The following is a 14646-nucleotide window of genomic DNA, read 5'->3' on the forward strand; positions in this document are numbered from 1 at the left end:
TCTGAAACAATTTTCTCCCAAGAGTGCATCTGTCGTTGATGGTTTAATTAAAATTGCACTGAAACTAGTTGATCCAAAGCATCTCAAAAATTGGTTTACTAATTGCTGCTACTGTACCTCATGAACCTCAAATCTGCTGTAAAACTACTAAGGTCAAGAAAGCAAAAGCTAAGGAACCATCGGAGAAACCATCACCTCCTAGCTACCCAAACAGGTCAGCTTTTGTGCCAAAAATTTACAGTGATGATGAATTATAAACGACTAACTATTTCAGACAAAACGTAATTGCCATCAATAATTAACAGGGATTCGGCAATAGCGAATCCAAAAACAATTTTTCAGACCGCAGGTTATCCAAGGGAGTTTTCCATACGCGATGCAGCAGAATAGCAGAGGAGAAACCTTTCTTTTCGTTCTCGACTCTGCATCCCTAAACTCTTGCCTTTACTTATAAATTTTTTATCCGAACTGTATTGCATCCACTGATATAAGTTCAGAAATGGGTAGCAAGACGACGGCATTGCTGGTTAAGTTATTGCATCTAGCTCTACTGTCTAGTGTCAAGCTAATAACTTGAAATTGGTCTGACTTTGCCTCAACTGTCACAACACACCCAATTAGTTTCTGGGCAATAGATTCGGGGCTAGGTTGATTTGGATCTTCCACCTGATTTTTAGTATTAAAAGGCATAGCTGATCCAGACAATTCTCCTGAATCAGTCAGCTTTTCGCGTCGTGTGGCCCGTCGCTCTATAACGGACATCAGGCTATGCCAGACCTCATCATCAAGTCGGTAGACTTTGATTTTTTGCTTCTCAAAACCCGGCTCAGACCTTGACCAACGAAATTTAATTTTGATTCCTAACTGGGAGAGCAGCTGATGCACAACCTGCGTGTCACTCATTTTTTCGCTGATGGTGCGATTGAAATATTGGAGTATTTCAGGGGCATAAAAGCGTATCTTATCGGCGTAGGGTTTCAGGTCGGCTTTCGTCCATTCTTTATTGGGATCTAAAAAATCGTTTAATCCTAATGCTTCTCGAATCTGTCGCCGCAGTGCTGTACCGGAAATGTCCCACGGACAAACACTTTGATTCCAAGAGGCTTGTTTTTCTAATGATTTGGCTGTTCTATCGAGTGATAATTCTCGGTTGAGTTGCGCTTCTAAGTTGAGCAGTTCTCCGCGTCGTTGACCGCTTTTATCCCACAGTACATCTTCTACTGTTAGCTCGTCTAGACAGTAAAATTCTTTTATATGGAATTTTGTTACCGCTAATGCATCTGATGGCGAGATGGATTCCTGGGATTCTAAAACTACCACCTCTGCATAAGTTAAATCGGCAGCAGCAACTAGATTTTGAGCTTCAATCAATTGAATTTCTTCTTTAGCTGATTTTAACAACATTGTGACTCCCGACTGGGATTGTCGCTCATCGATTTTGATGTGATGCCCTTCGTATTTGAGTCGAATTAATAGCGCATCTCTGAGATTCATCATCGAATAATTCTGCTCGGCACAAATTCGGGCATAGAGATTAACATGGGGGTTATCTTGCCAGTTGTAATTAGCAATTTCTCCAACAATATCAGGTCTGAGGTTAGAACGAATTAAGCTAACGGTGGCATCAGTTCTTTGTTGTAATTGGTTTTTAATTTCGAGATAATTGCACGAGCGCGAAACATGAGAGTAATTTCTACCACGTTCGGCACACCAAACCATACGGTCTACATCGTCCCGGACACGAACTAAAGATTGGGACATATCAGCGTCGGTGGATGATGCCCCGGTGAAAATCCCATAGACTCTTTCAATGACATTCTTTAGTTCAATGCTGACTCCCGTGGCCATGGTGGGAGTACAAATAATTACGTCATATAATCTTTGGGCAATGACAGCATCGGGTGTTTTCATAAACCGTTTTTCAACTGTATTGCCGCTGGTTTCGGAGTTAATCAACAGGATTCTAATTCCTGGGATTGCTTTCTCTAGGAGTCGCGCTGTTGCCTTGCTGGTGGCTTTGCTATCTGTGGTGACATACAGCGTCTTGCCTTCTTTTAGTTGACGGGCATCATTAATTAAACCGTTGACGATCGCAGATTTATCTTTGGCTTGAATAAAAGTTACATGGTACGGTTGCGGTTTATAGTCGTTGCGAATTAAGAAAATGGGTGTAGCATCTCCCCTCAGTTCTTTGATGTAGTGTAGGGTCTGGTTATTTAAATCAGCATCAGCAGCAATAATCCTCCTGGCCACTCTAATTAATTCGCCAAACCTTGCAAGTAATGCGGGGCGTTTGCCGTTGCGGTCGCAGGTGCTAGAGGTGAGTAAGTGACGAACTACCTGGACAATTTCATCAATGATTAAGTCACAGCCTGCAAATTTTTGGGGGTCGATTGCTAAGAGCGAATCAACACAAAAACCAATTCTCAGGGTATAAGCTGCACCTTTAATAAAATTGCCGTTGAATTTATCTAAGTCGCCACGGTAATCTAAGTTAGCCCTGGCACATAAATTTTGTGACAATGCAATTCTGTGACTGGCAGATAAGACTTTCTCAGAAACAGCTGTGGTTTTGGCGATAAACTTAGTTTTACCTGTTCCCTTGCCCGAATCGATGGCAATAATTCCTGACTGGGGTAAGTCTTTGATTGACAAGGTGGATAAGTCAGCTGTTGTCAGTTGTAGAGAGGGTTCGTAAGTTAAACGATTCTCTAAGCGTTGCCACAGTTGCCAGTGTGCTAAGGGTAATGCTTGGTTTAAGGCGGTTGACCAAGCTGTAGTCCCGGAGTTAACTATTAGGTCATCAACACCTTTACACTGTCCTTGTTGACCGTTCCAAATGGCGATATCAGTCTTGCTGCCTGCGGCAGTCAGTAATCGGCTAAAGCGATATATGGCAGCGTTCACCCGTTTCTGAGTGGCTATGTTTGTGTCCTGGTCAAAGGCTAAGGTAATGTGTCTGCCTTTTACAGCAAACCGCGCTATATCTGGAATCAGGTAAGGCTTGATGGGGTTGCCTAGTGAATCCTTGGTGCGGTAGCCGCCGTTAATGCCATAAAGGGCAATAGCTACATATCCCTCTGACAAAAGACATAAGGATTTTTTACCGCCTTCTGTAATTACGATCTCGATTTCTGGGTGAAGCTCTAGCCAGTCCCAGAAACTTTCTCCTGGCGGTGGCACTTCTACACTGTAGCGTGAGGCGATTAAGCGTCTAGTTTCTCGGTTAATGGTGGGCAGATAGGCGCGTGAGCCGTTGCCAATTGGGGTTTCGTATTTTTGAAGTTTGCCTTTTGTTTTGTCAGTTCTGGGGGTACTGAGTTTGGCTTGCCAAGGACTGCCATCTTCACAAAGCAGTAGTGCCGCGTAAAGTGTTGGTTTCGCCTGATGTCCAAATCTGGTGTATTTCCAGTTGAGTGCATCATGTATTGGGGTGGCGACCTCCCCGCCGGCATTGATTTCTAAGTCGCTGATGATGCGGATGTTTTCTCTGTAGAGGGAAACGGCGATCGCCGAGCCTGTAATAAATTCTCTCTCAATTCGGCTGGTAAACTCCTCGATGCTCTCTGCTGGCAGCAAGTTTTGAGCAGATGGTAGAACACTTGATAAATTTTTCAATTTCCTTCTCCAAGCTGGGTTGACATTGCCCTCGCTCAGAAAAGACTGTTGTTCAACTTTTATCTACAGAACAGTTGGCCTAACTTGTGCGGTAGATGGTTAAGAATCAAGCAGTTACGCTAAAGCCTTTATGCCTGTTTTTTTTCCTTTCAATCTGTTGGAAATAAAATGATAGACACTTATAATCAAAGAAAGGCTCCACTTGATTCTTCTCCAGTGGGGGTTTTACACTCTGTCTTTCCTAGCGGGGTGTGCGTGTGGTAGGTGTTCCAGCACCAAATCCACAAAATGCGTAGTAAATTCAAATGAACAATTTGAGTCAAAGTCTGTGAGTTCATACCTCGCAGACTTTTTGGCATTTATTGGCTCAAATTTCAGTGATTAAAGCTAGAAATAAGTGATTAAAGAGCATAAATAGAAGTTATTCAAGTTATTCGGTTGGGACTAAAAAGTTGTCTGGGAGTCAGTATCCCGTTGAGTAACACTAGGCACATATTGCAATCTGTTTAACAACTGCCACTAACGAATTTTTCTTATTTCTAACTGGCTCGAACCTCCTCTTTTGTCGCTCTACGTCATCTGATTGATTCTCCTTCCTCATGCTGTTTCTCTTTTATTACCTTCTTTTTCTTTCTTTTTTGACGCAATAGCTTTTTTCAGAAGGATTTTTGCTAGTTGAGGAGGAGTCATAAATTCTTCTTGGGCCCATTCTTGTAAATATAAATACTCATCCTCCTCAATACGAATGGTCAATTGTGGCTTTTTTGAAGGCATAGTCAAATTAAAATACCATGCCTAATTATTCATCCTTTGAGTCTTATTTTCCACTGGTGAATCAAAATATTGACAGGTGAATCACCTGTGGACTAACATAACAGATAAGACAGGAAAACAGCAAGCACCGCTAACTGATTCGTGTCCACCGAGTAAGGAAAAGCTATATAAATCAATCCTTTTAGCGTGTGGATCTAACAAAGTAGCAGTAACTATCAGATGCTTGTTTTACGTTTGTCAGTATCTAATGCTGGCTATCAATCACTATTTGCCCATTAACCAATAGATGCTCTATGAAAGCGTCAAACTCTGCACGGGGACTTGATTTAGATTCCCCTGGTCTGTTTTGCGAAAGTTATGTTACAAAATCTGAACTTGCAAGAATTCTTAACGTTGCTCGTTCAACTTTGGTCAGTTGGGACGGTATAGCTCTTTACCGCATAGATAGCTATCGCCAAGCCTACCCAGTCAAGGCCGATGGCAGTACAGACCGTTCTTGCCCATTGTCACCCTATCAATCTTGGTGTTTGTCCCGTATAGGTCGGGTCATGCAAAATCTCAAATCGGCTGAACGAGTAAAGAACTATATCAAAAAGCATCCCGAAGATTTTAGTCCAGCAAAATTTCAAAGCCAATTTCATCAAGTAACCAGAGGTAATGCAGCATGAGTACAAAAGATATGATTGCTATTAAAGAAGTTTGCGAATTGCTAGAGATGCCAGAAGAAATTATTAGATTTTCTCTGCAAGAGTCGCATCCAGATGATTTTGATAGTCTCAAAGAAATCAGTTTCGCTGAGTTTGAAACTTTGGCACAAGTCCTCAAACAGAAAGCCTCGCAAGAACAAACTGGAGAAATAGCCGCGATTGCTCCATCAACTAACAATACTCTGCCAGTCCAAGAACAACAAAAAATAATCAATGGTGCATTGAACGCTTTGAGTGAGTTTGCAGGTAACTATACATTGACCATTGATAAAATTACTTCCACCCTGGCATTTATCAGTGGTCAATCAGTAGTTAATAACTTTGTTCACATCCACTCCAACACAATTAGAAGTGGCTTAGAAGACTACTTAGATGAGTTGACAGGTGAGTTAACTGCTGCTGCTCACTCAATCAAAGGAATTGATGCTAACGATTTTTTAGCTCAACGGGGGATTGCCCCGAAACAGCGAACTGCTCAGAAATCACTAGAAGAAATCATGAATCTGGCAGCCAATATCTAGATATTGCCTACAGATTAGCACTGTCAGACAGTCGTTTTTTATCGTTGTTGTTGAAGGTTTCAAGATCAAGAAAAATGCACATAATTACTGAGACATGTTTTTATTCTGGCGTGGCTACTCTGTCTGTAATCGGTGGTGTAGCAGCAGTTATTTCGCCTCTTGGTGTGGGTTTATTTGCATTAGGTTTAGCAATGTATGTCAGCCAAAATCGACGCTAACAGAGAGAGATTAGAAGCTGCTTATAAGTGGCTTGCATTTAAGGTTAATCCGCTGCTTTTAATGGGTTGTATTGTGATTCCTGCATTTGTTGGCAGCTATGTATATACCAGTTGGCAGCAAACTAAAAATTTGAGCCAATCTCCTTTTGTTGAGATTAAAGACTTGCCTTTAAGGTGCGGCGAAGGCTCTGAATAGAGACTGAAGTTATCAAAGTATTTCAGGTGAATTATGAACACTCAACCACTGCCAGAATTGATTGCACAAGCCCAACAATTACTGACACAAATTAGGCAGCATCCACAGTTTCAAGCACTCGACTATCACCCAGATTTATCAATTGGGGACGCTATTCAAGCGCTTAACGAGCTTCGTTTTTCAGCATTACCAAGTCAACAACCACTGCAAGTATTTAGCCTTGAGGGATTCGACCAATGAAGAAAGTAATTGACTCGATTGAGACTGCATTACACGCAAGCGCAATTGCACTTTTGATATCAGCAGGATTATTTGCTAGTGGAGCATTAATCTGCCACGGCTTGAGCCTAATGGCAACAAATTCCGCCCAAAATACCTTGATTCGTCGCGTTAATTGGGCAATGCAAAGAGAATTTAGTATTGGAGGAATTTTTGTATGTGGAGGCGGTTTCTTAGCGAGTGCATTAGCTAGAGCCGCTTTTTCTGGGAATGAAGAATAGGGGAGGAGCGATCGCAGTGCGTGACAAACATGGCGATCGCCCTACCGGCATCTACGCATCATAGACACATAAAGATATTAGCAATATGTCAAAACCAATAGGCTTTTTCACGTCAACAATGCCCAATGATGGCTCCTACTTAGACGAGCTTCAGCAACAGTACGGCAGCACATTTGAACAACTGGGCAAGATAGAAAAATTATTGCTCCTGCACGGAGTAGTGCAAAATTTGTTGAATGCAGAGGTAAACGTCTCTGGCACAAATGCAGCATTAGAGGCACTTTCAACAGTCTCTCCAATTGTTCAAGGTCTTCATAAACGAGTCAAAATAGGCGAACACCTGGGATTGGCAGAGGCATTGATTAATCAACTCAAATACCAACGCTAGGAGTGAAATATGGCTCGAAATTATGGAGCAGCCAAGTTAAAAAACCACATTCCTGGTAATGCCCCTGGTACTTTGGGAGCAATGGGCAAACTGTTTGATGTGTCGGCGGAGGACTTTAACAAGGCAGTTCTGGGCGACCAAACGGTAATCACCAAGATTGCAGATATGGCGCGATTGTCGGATACTGCCAAAGTCAATTTACCCAAGGCATTGGAGGCATACCGGAAAATCATTGAAACCACCGGGGATGTTAATCAAGCTTACGCCGAACTGGTGCAACTGACCCAGAAGCACGGAACGCAAACACTCAAAGCTATCAACTTATCAAAGCTTGGCGAACAGCGTTTCAAAAACGAAATGAGTGAGATGCAGTCTGAACACGTTAATGCTACCACTGCGGAGGCAACCCGACACGCTCAACGGTCAAGCCTGATTCAGATAGCGGGGGCCACCGCCGACCTAATGGCGATCGCAAAATATGAGGCGGATTTAATCAAGGCATCCAACAAGTTACCAGATGCTCAAGACTCCGCAGATAGGGCTTATGAAACTGCGGTAACAGGCGCATTGTGGGCGCAAGGTAGTGAAGCGAAAACCGACCGCATACCCAAGCCCAATTACTCACGCACTGCTGGGATTAGTCGATTAGGCAACTGGTTCAGGAATTTCATGGGCATTTAAGCCAGTAGCGAAGAGAGCAGGGGAAGCGGGGGATGCAGGGGGAGCAGGGGGAGAAAACGCACTCTCAGGATTCCTCCCCAGCTTCCCCTGCCCCCCCTGCTTTCTTTTGTTTCAACCCAGGCGAGGTAAGTATGAATGAAATGGAATCCCTACTAGCTCAATTCCACTCCGGCGAACAGTCCACACCTCTAATCTGGGGTGAAACTCAAGAACAAAAACCGACCCCAGAGGATGAAGACAGCGAACGTCTAGAGCAATCTATTCGTGATGTTTTCAGTAACAAACAACTCCTCAATAAAGCCCTAGCTACATTCTTGGGAGTGTTCGCCGCCAATGCTGGAGTCAGCCTATTAACAAGTCTTGGAATTGGGGCAATGGCTTCTGGCACACTGGGCAGCATTGTACTGGGGTTATTTTTCGCTGATACCCTTACCAAAATTCATTACGACGGCAAAATCCACATTGGTAAAGGCTTCATAGTAGCAAGTGCCTCTACTGCAAGTGTAGGTGTTGCATTGTGGATTGCCTTTGATGAATATAGGGCTGTCTCCAATGCTTCTAGGGTAGGTAAAACGCGGTTCTATCAAGAGGTTAAAACCTACGAAGTTAAGCCAACTCCCAAGAGTGAAATACCTTGGCTGTGGATTGGGGTAGGTGCTTTTGTGTTGTTGGTGTTGGCAGCAATCGTCAGGGGGACAAACCAATGAAACATAAGCAATTTGAAGACTACTTGCGCTCTGGCACTGCCAACAATATCACCGTAGGGGTGCTGGCGGTCATCGGTTTAATTTGTGGGGCAAAGTCATTTACTGGCACTCAGATTAGTTTGGTTGAGTATTGCTTCATCCCCGAAACCCTCACCAATCCGGTTAACCGTTTGCGGTACTGCACACAAGACTTACGGTACATCATGCCAGAGAGCGAGTTTAACGCCGAAGTTTACGCACCAGCTAACCCAGAATTTCAACGTGATAGCTTCCTGCCTACCAAAGCTACCCGCCTAAGAATAATCCCCCCAAGTAACCCGGATAAGCCTTGGTGGGGATTAGCATCAGTTTTCGTCATTGGTGGAGCCTATGGGTTATCCAAAGCTAGGGAATGGCGATTGCTACAACTAATACCAGAGCTTAGAGAAGAAATTCGTAGCAATTGGCTAATTGCCAAACTTAGAGAAGGGTTAAGGCTCCACAAAGAAAGCTACACTGCACAACTGGATTACGAATTCCACCAATGGTCTGAGAATCGACGTGTAAGAGCAGCACAATTGTCAAAAATGACACCTGAAGAATTAGCCATATTCCAAGAGCAGGTCAGGTTAAAGGCAGAGGCAGAAGCACGGGCGCAACTGCAACAGGCAACCGGACAACCCGCCGGAGCATTGCCAGGGCAGTCAATGCAGGATATTGCTAGGGGCGACGATAAAGTAACCGGGGAACAACAGCAGGCGTTACAGCAGAATACTCCTGGTAGCCTTCACCCATCAGAGGCTCTTGCCCTCAATACTTTGCAAGCTCTAGCCAAAGCTGATAGTTCTACTGCTTTAGTTGCTGCACCAGGAAGCGGTAAATCAGTCACCCTCAATTATTTGATTGGGAAAATCCTTGCAGATTCTCCCAACGCCGATATCTGGGTAATTAGTGCCAAGAATGATAGTTTCTGCGGTTTACGGGAGAAGGAGAGAGTTATTGTCTTTGATCAAGAAAACCCAGACCTAGCGAAAGTTGTAATTGATAACTTTTACCTGACCTACAAACAGCGTAAGCAACTACCAGAATCCAAGCGCGAATCCTTACCGCCATTAATTCTAATTTTGGATGATTGGCTAGTAATTGCTGACTCTTTAAGCAAGCTTTACTCTGATTGGAATTATGGGAGTAAATTGCTTGATGTTTTACTGATTGGTAGAGAGTTTAATACTAAGTTTATTGCTTCTCTACAGTCTTTTAATCTGGCAGCTTTGGGCATTGAAAAGATGGATGCTCAAACCCGGCTGTGCCTCAATTTGTTGCTGTTAGGTAACAAGTACATTAAGAACTCTAGGGAGCAAGAATCTTATGGAGTGTTGGAACTAATTTTAAATAGAGGTGACATTATCCCAGGTAAGCAAGAAAGAGAACAAATTAAATCTAAATATCTGGAAATTAAAACAGTCTCTTATCAAAACTTTCGCCCAGTAATGATTGCTTCCGTTGGGGGTTTTGTAGTTGCATTAATGCCGAATCTATCTAATCAAGCCAAGTCAATTACTTCGGAGCAGGAATATCTTGATAGAGTATTTGACATGGAATTTAATTTAACTGCTGCTCACCATCACCACCCGAAACCATTATCAGAAGTTGCTAAAAAGATTTATGAATACTTCCAGAATGTCAAGAATAAAACACCAAAAACATTACGCGATTTGAAGAAGGCTGACAGGTTATCTGGCTATTCAGACCAAGAATTAATTGATGGGTTAGCTGAATTAGTTAAGAGTAAAAGGATAAATTCTGACGGCAATGATAGCTACTCTCTGCCTGATTGGTGAACGTATTGCCGTGATGCCGTAGTGATAAAACGGAACGTAAAACTAGCTTTTATGGGTGGACACGGAAGGATGCACAATCACGACAATCCCTACACTGTATAGGTCGTAGCCTACGGCATGGCTACGGCAGCGCAGATACCCACGGCAGAAGCATCAATAATAAATTAGTCAATAAACAGCCATTCATTATTAGAGAATTAACCCGTATCATCTGAAATTTTTCATGGTTGAACAAGAAGCATTTACCCTTTTAGACATCAAGACTGCTATTTCAAAATCTCCACAAATAGAAGTAAGGAGTGAAGCCACTTGTGGAGAGATAGGTTTTCTGTTAATTGAACAGATGAAGCCTGATATTTTGCTAATTGATTTACTATTGCCGGATATGAGTGGTTGAAAATTTACTCGCTCTCTCAAAAAGAAAATTAGTTATTAATAAAGTATTTCAGTGTCAGGAGAGCGAAAAGATTAAGTTGGGTATTGCTGGTATCTAAGCCTTATTCATCTTATGTATATAGTTACCGGAAACATATCTGACTACATTAAGAAAATTTAATAAGATTGGTGAGTAATTATCTTTTCGCCAAACTATCGCCATTTGAAATATAGGCACTTTTCCGGTAATTTCTCGATACACAACACCAGTGCGCTGAAGATTCATGGCATTGGCTGGTAGCAATGCAACCCCCATTTCACTTGCAACCAAACCGAGGACTGTGGGCATCCATGCGGCTTCTTGCACTATATTCGGGTGAAATCCCGCTTCCATACAAGCTATTCGAGTCATTTTATGTAGTGCTGGTACTGTTTCACGACAGGGAAGTATAAAAGGTTCATTGGCAAAATCTGCGAGTTGAACTTGTGAGTTATTGGCTAAGGGATGTTGCTGAGGTAGTACCATCACCAGTGGTTCTTTGTTTACAACTTCGTAGCGAAGAACATGATGCTTATCCACATCTTGTAGATTGTATAAATTCTCAAAATCTATATCTAGAGTACGATTTTGCAGTCTCTGGCGACTGTCTTTATACAAAAGCTCTTGCAATACTAAGTCTACTTGCGGGAATTTCTGACGAAAAACACAAAGAATATCTGGTAACAAACTATTAGAAATCGAAGTATTAATACCAACACTTAAACGTCCAATTTCACCTTTGTCTGCTTGTTGAGATAATTTTTGAAATTGCTCTACTTGTCCAAGAAGGTGTTGTGCTTTTTGAAGAAAGACCTTGCCATATGGTGTTAGTTCTAAGCGAGGGTTACGGACAAACAGTTCTACTCCTAATTCTTCTTCTAGTTGTTGAATTTGTTTGCTGAGATAGGGCTGAGGAATATGCAGTTTTTTTGCAGCATCGCTGAGATTGATATCTTCTTGTTCTGCTAGAAAAACAAAACGTTTTAGACGTTCTATATTTATTGGTTTTGGATATTCTAGATTCATCTTCAGCCAAATTTCTGATTAATAAGTAAGTATAATCAAAATTACTACAAATTTTAATTATATATACATACCAATTTAGGTATAGTCCCATAACTAGATTTACAGACTGTAACTACTTAAGATTGATTGCAACAACCACTGGAGCAGAAGAATTTGATGACAAACAGAATAAATTCAATTCAACGAGCATTGATAGCTGCGGGAGTCCACGGAAACGAGTTCACTGGTATCTATGTCCTCAAAAAACTCGAACAGCATCCTTATCTGATGCGTCGAGACAACTTTGAAACTTTAACTTTGTTGGCAAATCCCAAAGCATTTGCAGCAGTGCGTCGATATATAGATCGAGACCTCAACCGGAGCTTTAAAAAGTCTGATTTACAAGATTTGACGCGTTCTAGTTATGAATATATCAGAGCCAGAGAAATAAATAATTTATTTGGTGTAAATGGCAAAACTCCAGTTGATGTCATTTTAGATATTCATAGCACAACTGCAAATATGGGCTTAACTGTAATCACCAATGCTCACCCTTTTAACCTGCAATTGGTTGCCTATCTTCAGAGTGTAAACCCTTCTGTAAAGATTTACATTTTACCTAAATCAGAAGAATCTTCTAGCTTGCCATCTATTTGTGAGTTGGGCTGCACGATTGAAATTGGAGCAGTATCTCAAGGAGTTTTAAAAGCTGATATTTTTCAGCAAACTGAAGCCTTGATTATCAATGCTTTAAATTATCTGGAGCAATATAATCGCGGAGAAATTCTATCTTTTGAAAATCGCCTCACAATTTATCACCATATTGGAACGATTGATTACCCCAGAAATGAATCTGGTGAACTGCAAGCGATGATTCATCCGCAACTTCAGTCTAAAGATTATGAGGCACTTGAGCCAGGTCAACCGATGTTTATGACTTTTGACGGACAGACTATTACTTATGAAGGTGAATCAACTGTGTACCCAGTTTTTATTAATGAAGCAGCTTATTACGAAAAAGGTCTTGCTATGTGTTTAACCAAAAAGCTGTCAATTCATAATTATTCTCCAACTCTTTCTCTCTGTGCCTCTGTATGAAACTAATTCATATTTACTTTTAGCAAAGCCCTTCTTTTTTATCGTTAATCAACCAAAGTTATTAAGTCAACTAGCATTGACTTAGTATATTTATACCTTGGCCACAACATTTATTTATTACAAATTAAGCAGGTGTAAAGTCTGGATAAATATCAATACTTATGTGTCAACTTGGTGTCTTTAGCATCCTTACTAGGGTCAGATGTTAACGTACAGGCATTGCGTCTCTTTACTAACTCATTTTGATATAGTACTATCCCTAGATTTATAGGATTTAACCTCATAAGATTAGTTACACAACTCTAGTGTTTTAAGCTGTTCCCAGCAGCTAAAAATACTAGAGTTAGTTAATTAGTTTTTGGATTGACAGGCAAAAAGTGACTACTTAAGGGGTAGAAAATGAAAATAGTTCCTAAAAATGCCTTTATCGAAGGCGTTATTTTGCCTGCACTTACTACTACTTTAGTATGTAGTGCAATAGGTTTGGCGATTATTGACAAAAATATTCGTCCTGTCTTTGTTCAAACTGTGATTATCTACTGCTTTAAAATGTCAGGCAATCGAGATAAGTAAGTAGTTATAAAACCTGAGAATAGGTGGGCATAGTGTCTGCCTACCTACTTTTAATTTGTTGATGGTGTCTCAATCCCACACTAGGCGAATTTTGTTGCATTGAGCCTGAAGCAGGGGGAGATAAGGGACTACCAATCGGATTTTTAACTGGTTTATTCCCAGCACAATGCAGACGGGGCTTGAATTTACAGTACGATGCAATTACCTGGATGCTTCCCTAGCTCTGTTTGCCATGCCATGCCAAGAGTTGCCCTAGTACAAACCAATCAGAGAAAGCAGCTTGCTACCATGTCCCCGGTGGATGCCCAACAACGATTGGTAGAGATGTGGTTGCATGGGAAGTCTACTAGTACAGTGTCCGCTTATCGTAGCTACATCACTCGGTTTCTGGGGTTTTTGGGTAAACCATTACAAGAAGTTACTGTGGAAGATTTGTATGCTTTCTCTGAAAGTCTTGCTGTTCTTGCACCCAACACTCAAATTGTAAATCTCGCTTGTATCAAGTCGCTGATTAGTTTCGCTCAGAAAATTGGATATATGCAATTTAACGTGGGCGCGGCGTTGAAGTTAACCAAGTCTGCCGACCGACTCAGCGAACGGCTGTTAATTCAGCGCGATATTCAAAAAATGGTCTGGGCGACAGAACAAGCTCAGTACCGCTACTCCTCAGAAAAGCAGCGCGATTTACTGATTCTGAAGTTGTTGTACACCACTGGTTTAAGGGTAAGCGAGTTAACCGGATTGCAGTGGTGTAACTTAGTTGCACGGGGTCATCAAGGCCAATTAACAGTGATTGGCAAGGGGAATAAATCGCGCTCTGTGATCCTTCCCAAAGAACTATGGGCAGAATTAATGGAGTTTCGGGGTAATGCTGCTGAGGATGCCCCTGTGTTTAAGAGCCGTAAGGGAGGGGGGCATTTAGATAGAAGCCAAATAAACCGAATTGTGGAGGCGGCGGCATCTCGTGCGGGAATTAATAAAAAAGTTTCGCCCCACTGGTTGCGCCATGCTCATGCTACCCATGCTCTAGAAGCGGGTGCAGACATTGGACTGGTACAGCAAACCTTGGGTCATGCGAATGTGGCAACAACCAGCAGATATTTGCACCACCGCCCAGATAACAGCAGTTCTCTTTACATTCCCACACTGTAAATAGTTGATTTCTATAACTAACTTGTTAATAGGTTGAAAATACCGCCTCTAATTGTAAACAATTATTACAATAACTAGTTCAATTAATTCAAATGTGATCGCCCACAGCAACTTATGTCTTAATACCTACCTGGGTGGCCGCCGAGATACGTGCAAAATGGGACACGTTGTAAAGTTTTGTTAACAAATCAACAAAAAGCCTCGATTTACAAGGATTCCAGGCGCTTAAGCAAGTACTAAACTTTCGACCTCATCCAATGAAGGTGGCACAGT

Annotated in this window: 17 protein-coding genes; 14 read left to right on the top strand and 3 right to left on the bottom strand. The window is 41.8% G+C overall.

Features of this window, described 5'->3' with window-relative positions; all coding sequences use genetic code 11:
- Nucleotides 1–459 precede the first annotated feature (459 nt).
- Together RMY31_RS17780 and RMY31_RS17785 are read right to left on the bottom strand one after the other, a co-directional pair.
- Nucleotides 460–3618, bottom strand: a complete 3159-nt coding sequence (locus tag RMY31_RS17780) for a plasmid replication protein, CyRepA1 family (protein WP_409878044.1) — start codon at nucleotides 3616–3618, stop codon at nucleotides 460–462.
- Nucleotides 3619–4215: 597 nt separating this feature from the next.
- A complete protein-coding gene (locus RMY31_RS17785) occupies nucleotides 4216–4398 on the bottom strand; it encodes a hypothetical protein (protein WP_409878060.1) in 183 nt (60 codons plus the stop codon).
- A 287-nt stretch (nucleotides 4399–4685) separates the two neighbouring features.
- Here RMY31_RS17785 and RMY31_RS17790 point away from each other — a divergent pair, with 287 nt between their 5' ends.
- The 11 genes from RMY31_RS17790 (at nucleotide 4686) to RMY31_RS17840 (ending at nucleotide 10527) form a co-directional block, all read left to right on the top strand.
- The gene (locus RMY31_RS17790; protein WP_409878045.1) at nucleotides 4686–5060 is read left to right on the top strand and encodes a hypothetical protein; all 375 of its coding nucleotides are present in this window, start codon (nucleotides 4686–4688) and stop codon (nucleotides 5058–5060) included.
- Entirely contained in the window at nucleotides 5057–5620 is a 564-nt protein-coding gene (locus tag RMY31_RS17795; RefSeq protein ID WP_409878046.1) for a hypothetical protein, read from the top strand. The genes RMY31_RS17790 and RMY31_RS17795 overlap by 4 nt, the downstream gene beginning before the upstream one ends.
- Before the next feature lie 74 nt (nucleotides 5621–5694).
- Nucleotides 5695–5838: a hypothetical protein gene (locus tag RMY31_RS17800; RefSeq protein ID WP_409878047.1), complete on the top strand. Its 144-nt coding sequence runs from the start codon at nucleotides 5695–5697 to the stop codon at nucleotides 5836–5838.
- Complete coding sequence (locus RMY31_RS17805) at nucleotides 5816–6034, top strand: hypothetical protein (RefSeq protein WP_409878048.1); 219 nt, start codon at nucleotides 5816–5818, stop codon at nucleotides 6032–6034. The genes RMY31_RS17800 and RMY31_RS17805 overlap by 23 nt, the downstream gene beginning before the upstream one ends.
- A 33-nt stretch (nucleotides 6035–6067) precedes the next feature.
- Complete coding sequence (locus RMY31_RS17810; RefSeq protein WP_409878049.1) at nucleotides 6068–6274, top strand: hypothetical protein; 207 nt, start codon at nucleotides 6068–6070, stop codon at nucleotides 6272–6274.
- The gene (locus RMY31_RS17815; RefSeq protein ID WP_409878050.1) at nucleotides 6271–6534 is read left to right on the top strand and encodes a hypothetical protein; all 264 of its coding nucleotides are present in this window, start codon (nucleotides 6271–6273) and stop codon (nucleotides 6532–6534) included. Before RMY31_RS17810 ends, RMY31_RS17815 begins: the two co-directional genes overlap by 4 nt.
- 85 nt (nucleotides 6535–6619) lie before the next feature.
- Nucleotides 6620–6922 carry a hypothetical protein gene (locus RMY31_RS17820; protein ID WP_409878051.1) on the top strand — a complete coding sequence of 101 codons (303 nt, stop codon included), beginning with the start codon at nucleotides 6620–6622 and terminating at the stop codon, nucleotides 6920–6922.
- Between the two features lie 9 nt (nucleotides 6923–6931).
- Nucleotides 6932–7603, top strand: coding sequence for a hypothetical protein (locus RMY31_RS17825; protein ID WP_409878052.1), 672 nt, complete (start codon nucleotides 6932–6934; stop codon nucleotides 7601–7603).
- Between the two features lie 131 nt (nucleotides 7604–7734).
- Nucleotides 7735–8310 (top strand): hypothetical protein, encoded by a 576-nt coding sequence (locus RMY31_RS17830; protein ID WP_409878053.1) that lies wholly within the window; start codon nucleotides 7735–7737, stop codon nucleotides 8308–8310.
- A complete protein-coding gene (locus RMY31_RS17835; RefSeq protein ID WP_409878054.1) occupies nucleotides 8307–10130 on the top strand; it encodes a type IV secretory system conjugative DNA transfer family protein in 1824 nt (607 codons plus the stop codon). Before RMY31_RS17830 ends, RMY31_RS17835 begins: the two co-directional genes overlap by 4 nt.
- 223 nt (nucleotides 10131–10353) lie before the next feature.
- On the top strand, nucleotides 10354–10527 hold the full coding sequence (locus RMY31_RS17840; protein ID WP_409878055.1) for a hypothetical protein: 174 nt from the start codon (nucleotides 10354–10356) through the stop codon (nucleotides 10525–10527).
- A 93-nt stretch (nucleotides 10528–10620) separates the two neighbouring features.
- Here the strand turns inward: RMY31_RS17840 and RMY31_RS17845 are convergent, their stop codons facing one another.
- Nucleotides 10621–11571: a LysR substrate-binding domain-containing protein gene (locus RMY31_RS17845; RefSeq protein WP_409878056.1), complete on the bottom strand. Its 951-nt coding sequence runs from the start codon at nucleotides 11569–11571 to the stop codon at nucleotides 10621–10623.
- Between the two features lie 156 nt (nucleotides 11572–11727).
- Between RMY31_RS17845 and RMY31_RS17850 the strand changes: the two genes are divergently transcribed.
- The 3 genes from RMY31_RS17850 (at nucleotide 11728) to RMY31_RS17860 (ending at nucleotide 14373) form a co-directional block, all read left to right on the top strand.
- Nucleotides 11728–12648, top strand: a complete 921-nt coding sequence (locus RMY31_RS17850; protein WP_409878057.1) for an aspartoacylase — start codon at nucleotides 11728–11730, stop codon at nucleotides 12646–12648.
- Between the two features lie 399 nt (nucleotides 12649–13047).
- Nucleotides 13048–13221, top strand: coding sequence for a hypothetical protein (locus RMY31_RS17855; protein WP_409878058.1), 174 nt, complete (start codon nucleotides 13048–13050; stop codon nucleotides 13219–13221).
- 195 nt (nucleotides 13222–13416) lie between these two features.
- Nucleotides 13417–14373, top strand: a complete 957-nt coding sequence (locus RMY31_RS17860) for a tyrosine-type recombinase/integrase (RefSeq protein ID WP_409878059.1) — start codon at nucleotides 13417–13419, stop codon at nucleotides 14371–14373.
- The last annotated feature ends 273 nt before the right edge of the window (nucleotides 14374–14646 follow it).

The sequence above is a fragment of the Dendronalium sp. ChiSLP03b genome (assembly GCF_034531165.2).
In the GTDB taxonomy this organism is placed as follows: Bacteria; Cyanobacteriota; Cyanobacteriia; order Cyanobacteriales; family Nostocaceae; genus Dendronalium; species Dendronalium minutum.

What these genes read in the sequence shown, in the direction of transcription:
- RMY31_RS17835 (WP_409878054.1), top strand. Translation starts at nt 8,307, where the DNA reads ATGAAACATAAGCAATTTGAAGACTACTTGCGCTCTGGCACTGCCAAC.
- RMY31_RS17845 (WP_409878056.1), bottom strand. Translation starts at nt 11,571, where the DNA reads ATGAATCTAGAATATCCAAAACCAATAAATATAGAACGTCTAAAACGT.
- RMY31_RS17790 (WP_409878045.1), top strand. Translation starts at nt 4,686, where the DNA reads ATGAAAGCGTCAAACTCTGCACGGGGACTTGATTTAGATTCCCCTGGT.
- RMY31_RS17805 (WP_409878048.1), top strand. Translation starts at nt 5,816, where the DNA reads ATGTCAGCCAAAATCGACGCTAACAGAGAGAGATTAGAAGCTGCTTAT.
- RMY31_RS17855 (WP_409878058.1), top strand. Translation starts at nt 13,048, where the DNA reads ATGAAAATAGTTCCTAAAAATGCCTTTATCGAAGGCGTTATTTTGCCT.
- RMY31_RS17860 (WP_409878059.1), top strand. Translation starts at nt 13,417, where the DNA reads ATGCAATTACCTGGATGCTTCCCTAGCTCTGTTTGCCATGCCATGCCA.
- RMY31_RS17850 (WP_409878057.1), top strand. Translation starts at nt 11,728, where the DNA reads ATGACAAACAGAATAAATTCAATTCAACGAGCATTGATAGCTGCGGGA.
- RMY31_RS17800 (WP_409878047.1), top strand. Translation starts at nt 5,695, where the DNA reads ATGCACATAATTACTGAGACATGTTTTTATTCTGGCGTGGCTACTCTG.
- RMY31_RS17830 (WP_409878053.1), top strand. Translation starts at nt 7,735, where the DNA reads ATGAATGAAATGGAATCCCTACTAGCTCAATTCCACTCCGGCGAACAG.
- RMY31_RS17795 (WP_409878046.1), top strand. Translation starts at nt 5,057, where the DNA reads ATGAGTACAAAAGATATGATTGCTATTAAAGAAGTTTGCGAATTGCTA.
- RMY31_RS17840 (WP_409878055.1), top strand. Translation starts at nt 10,354, where the DNA reads ATGGTTGAACAAGAAGCATTTACCCTTTTAGACATCAAGACTGCTATT.
- RMY31_RS17820 (WP_409878051.1), top strand. Translation starts at nt 6,620, where the DNA reads ATGTCAAAACCAATAGGCTTTTTCACGTCAACAATGCCCAATGATGGC.
- RMY31_RS17825 (WP_409878052.1), top strand. Translation starts at nt 6,932, where the DNA reads ATGGCTCGAAATTATGGAGCAGCCAAGTTAAAAAACCACATTCCTGGT.
- RMY31_RS17810 (WP_409878049.1), top strand. Translation starts at nt 6,068, where the DNA reads ATGAACACTCAACCACTGCCAGAATTGATTGCACAAGCCCAACAATTA.
- RMY31_RS17815 (WP_409878050.1), top strand. Translation starts at nt 6,271, where the DNA reads ATGAAGAAAGTAATTGACTCGATTGAGACTGCATTACACGCAAGCGCA.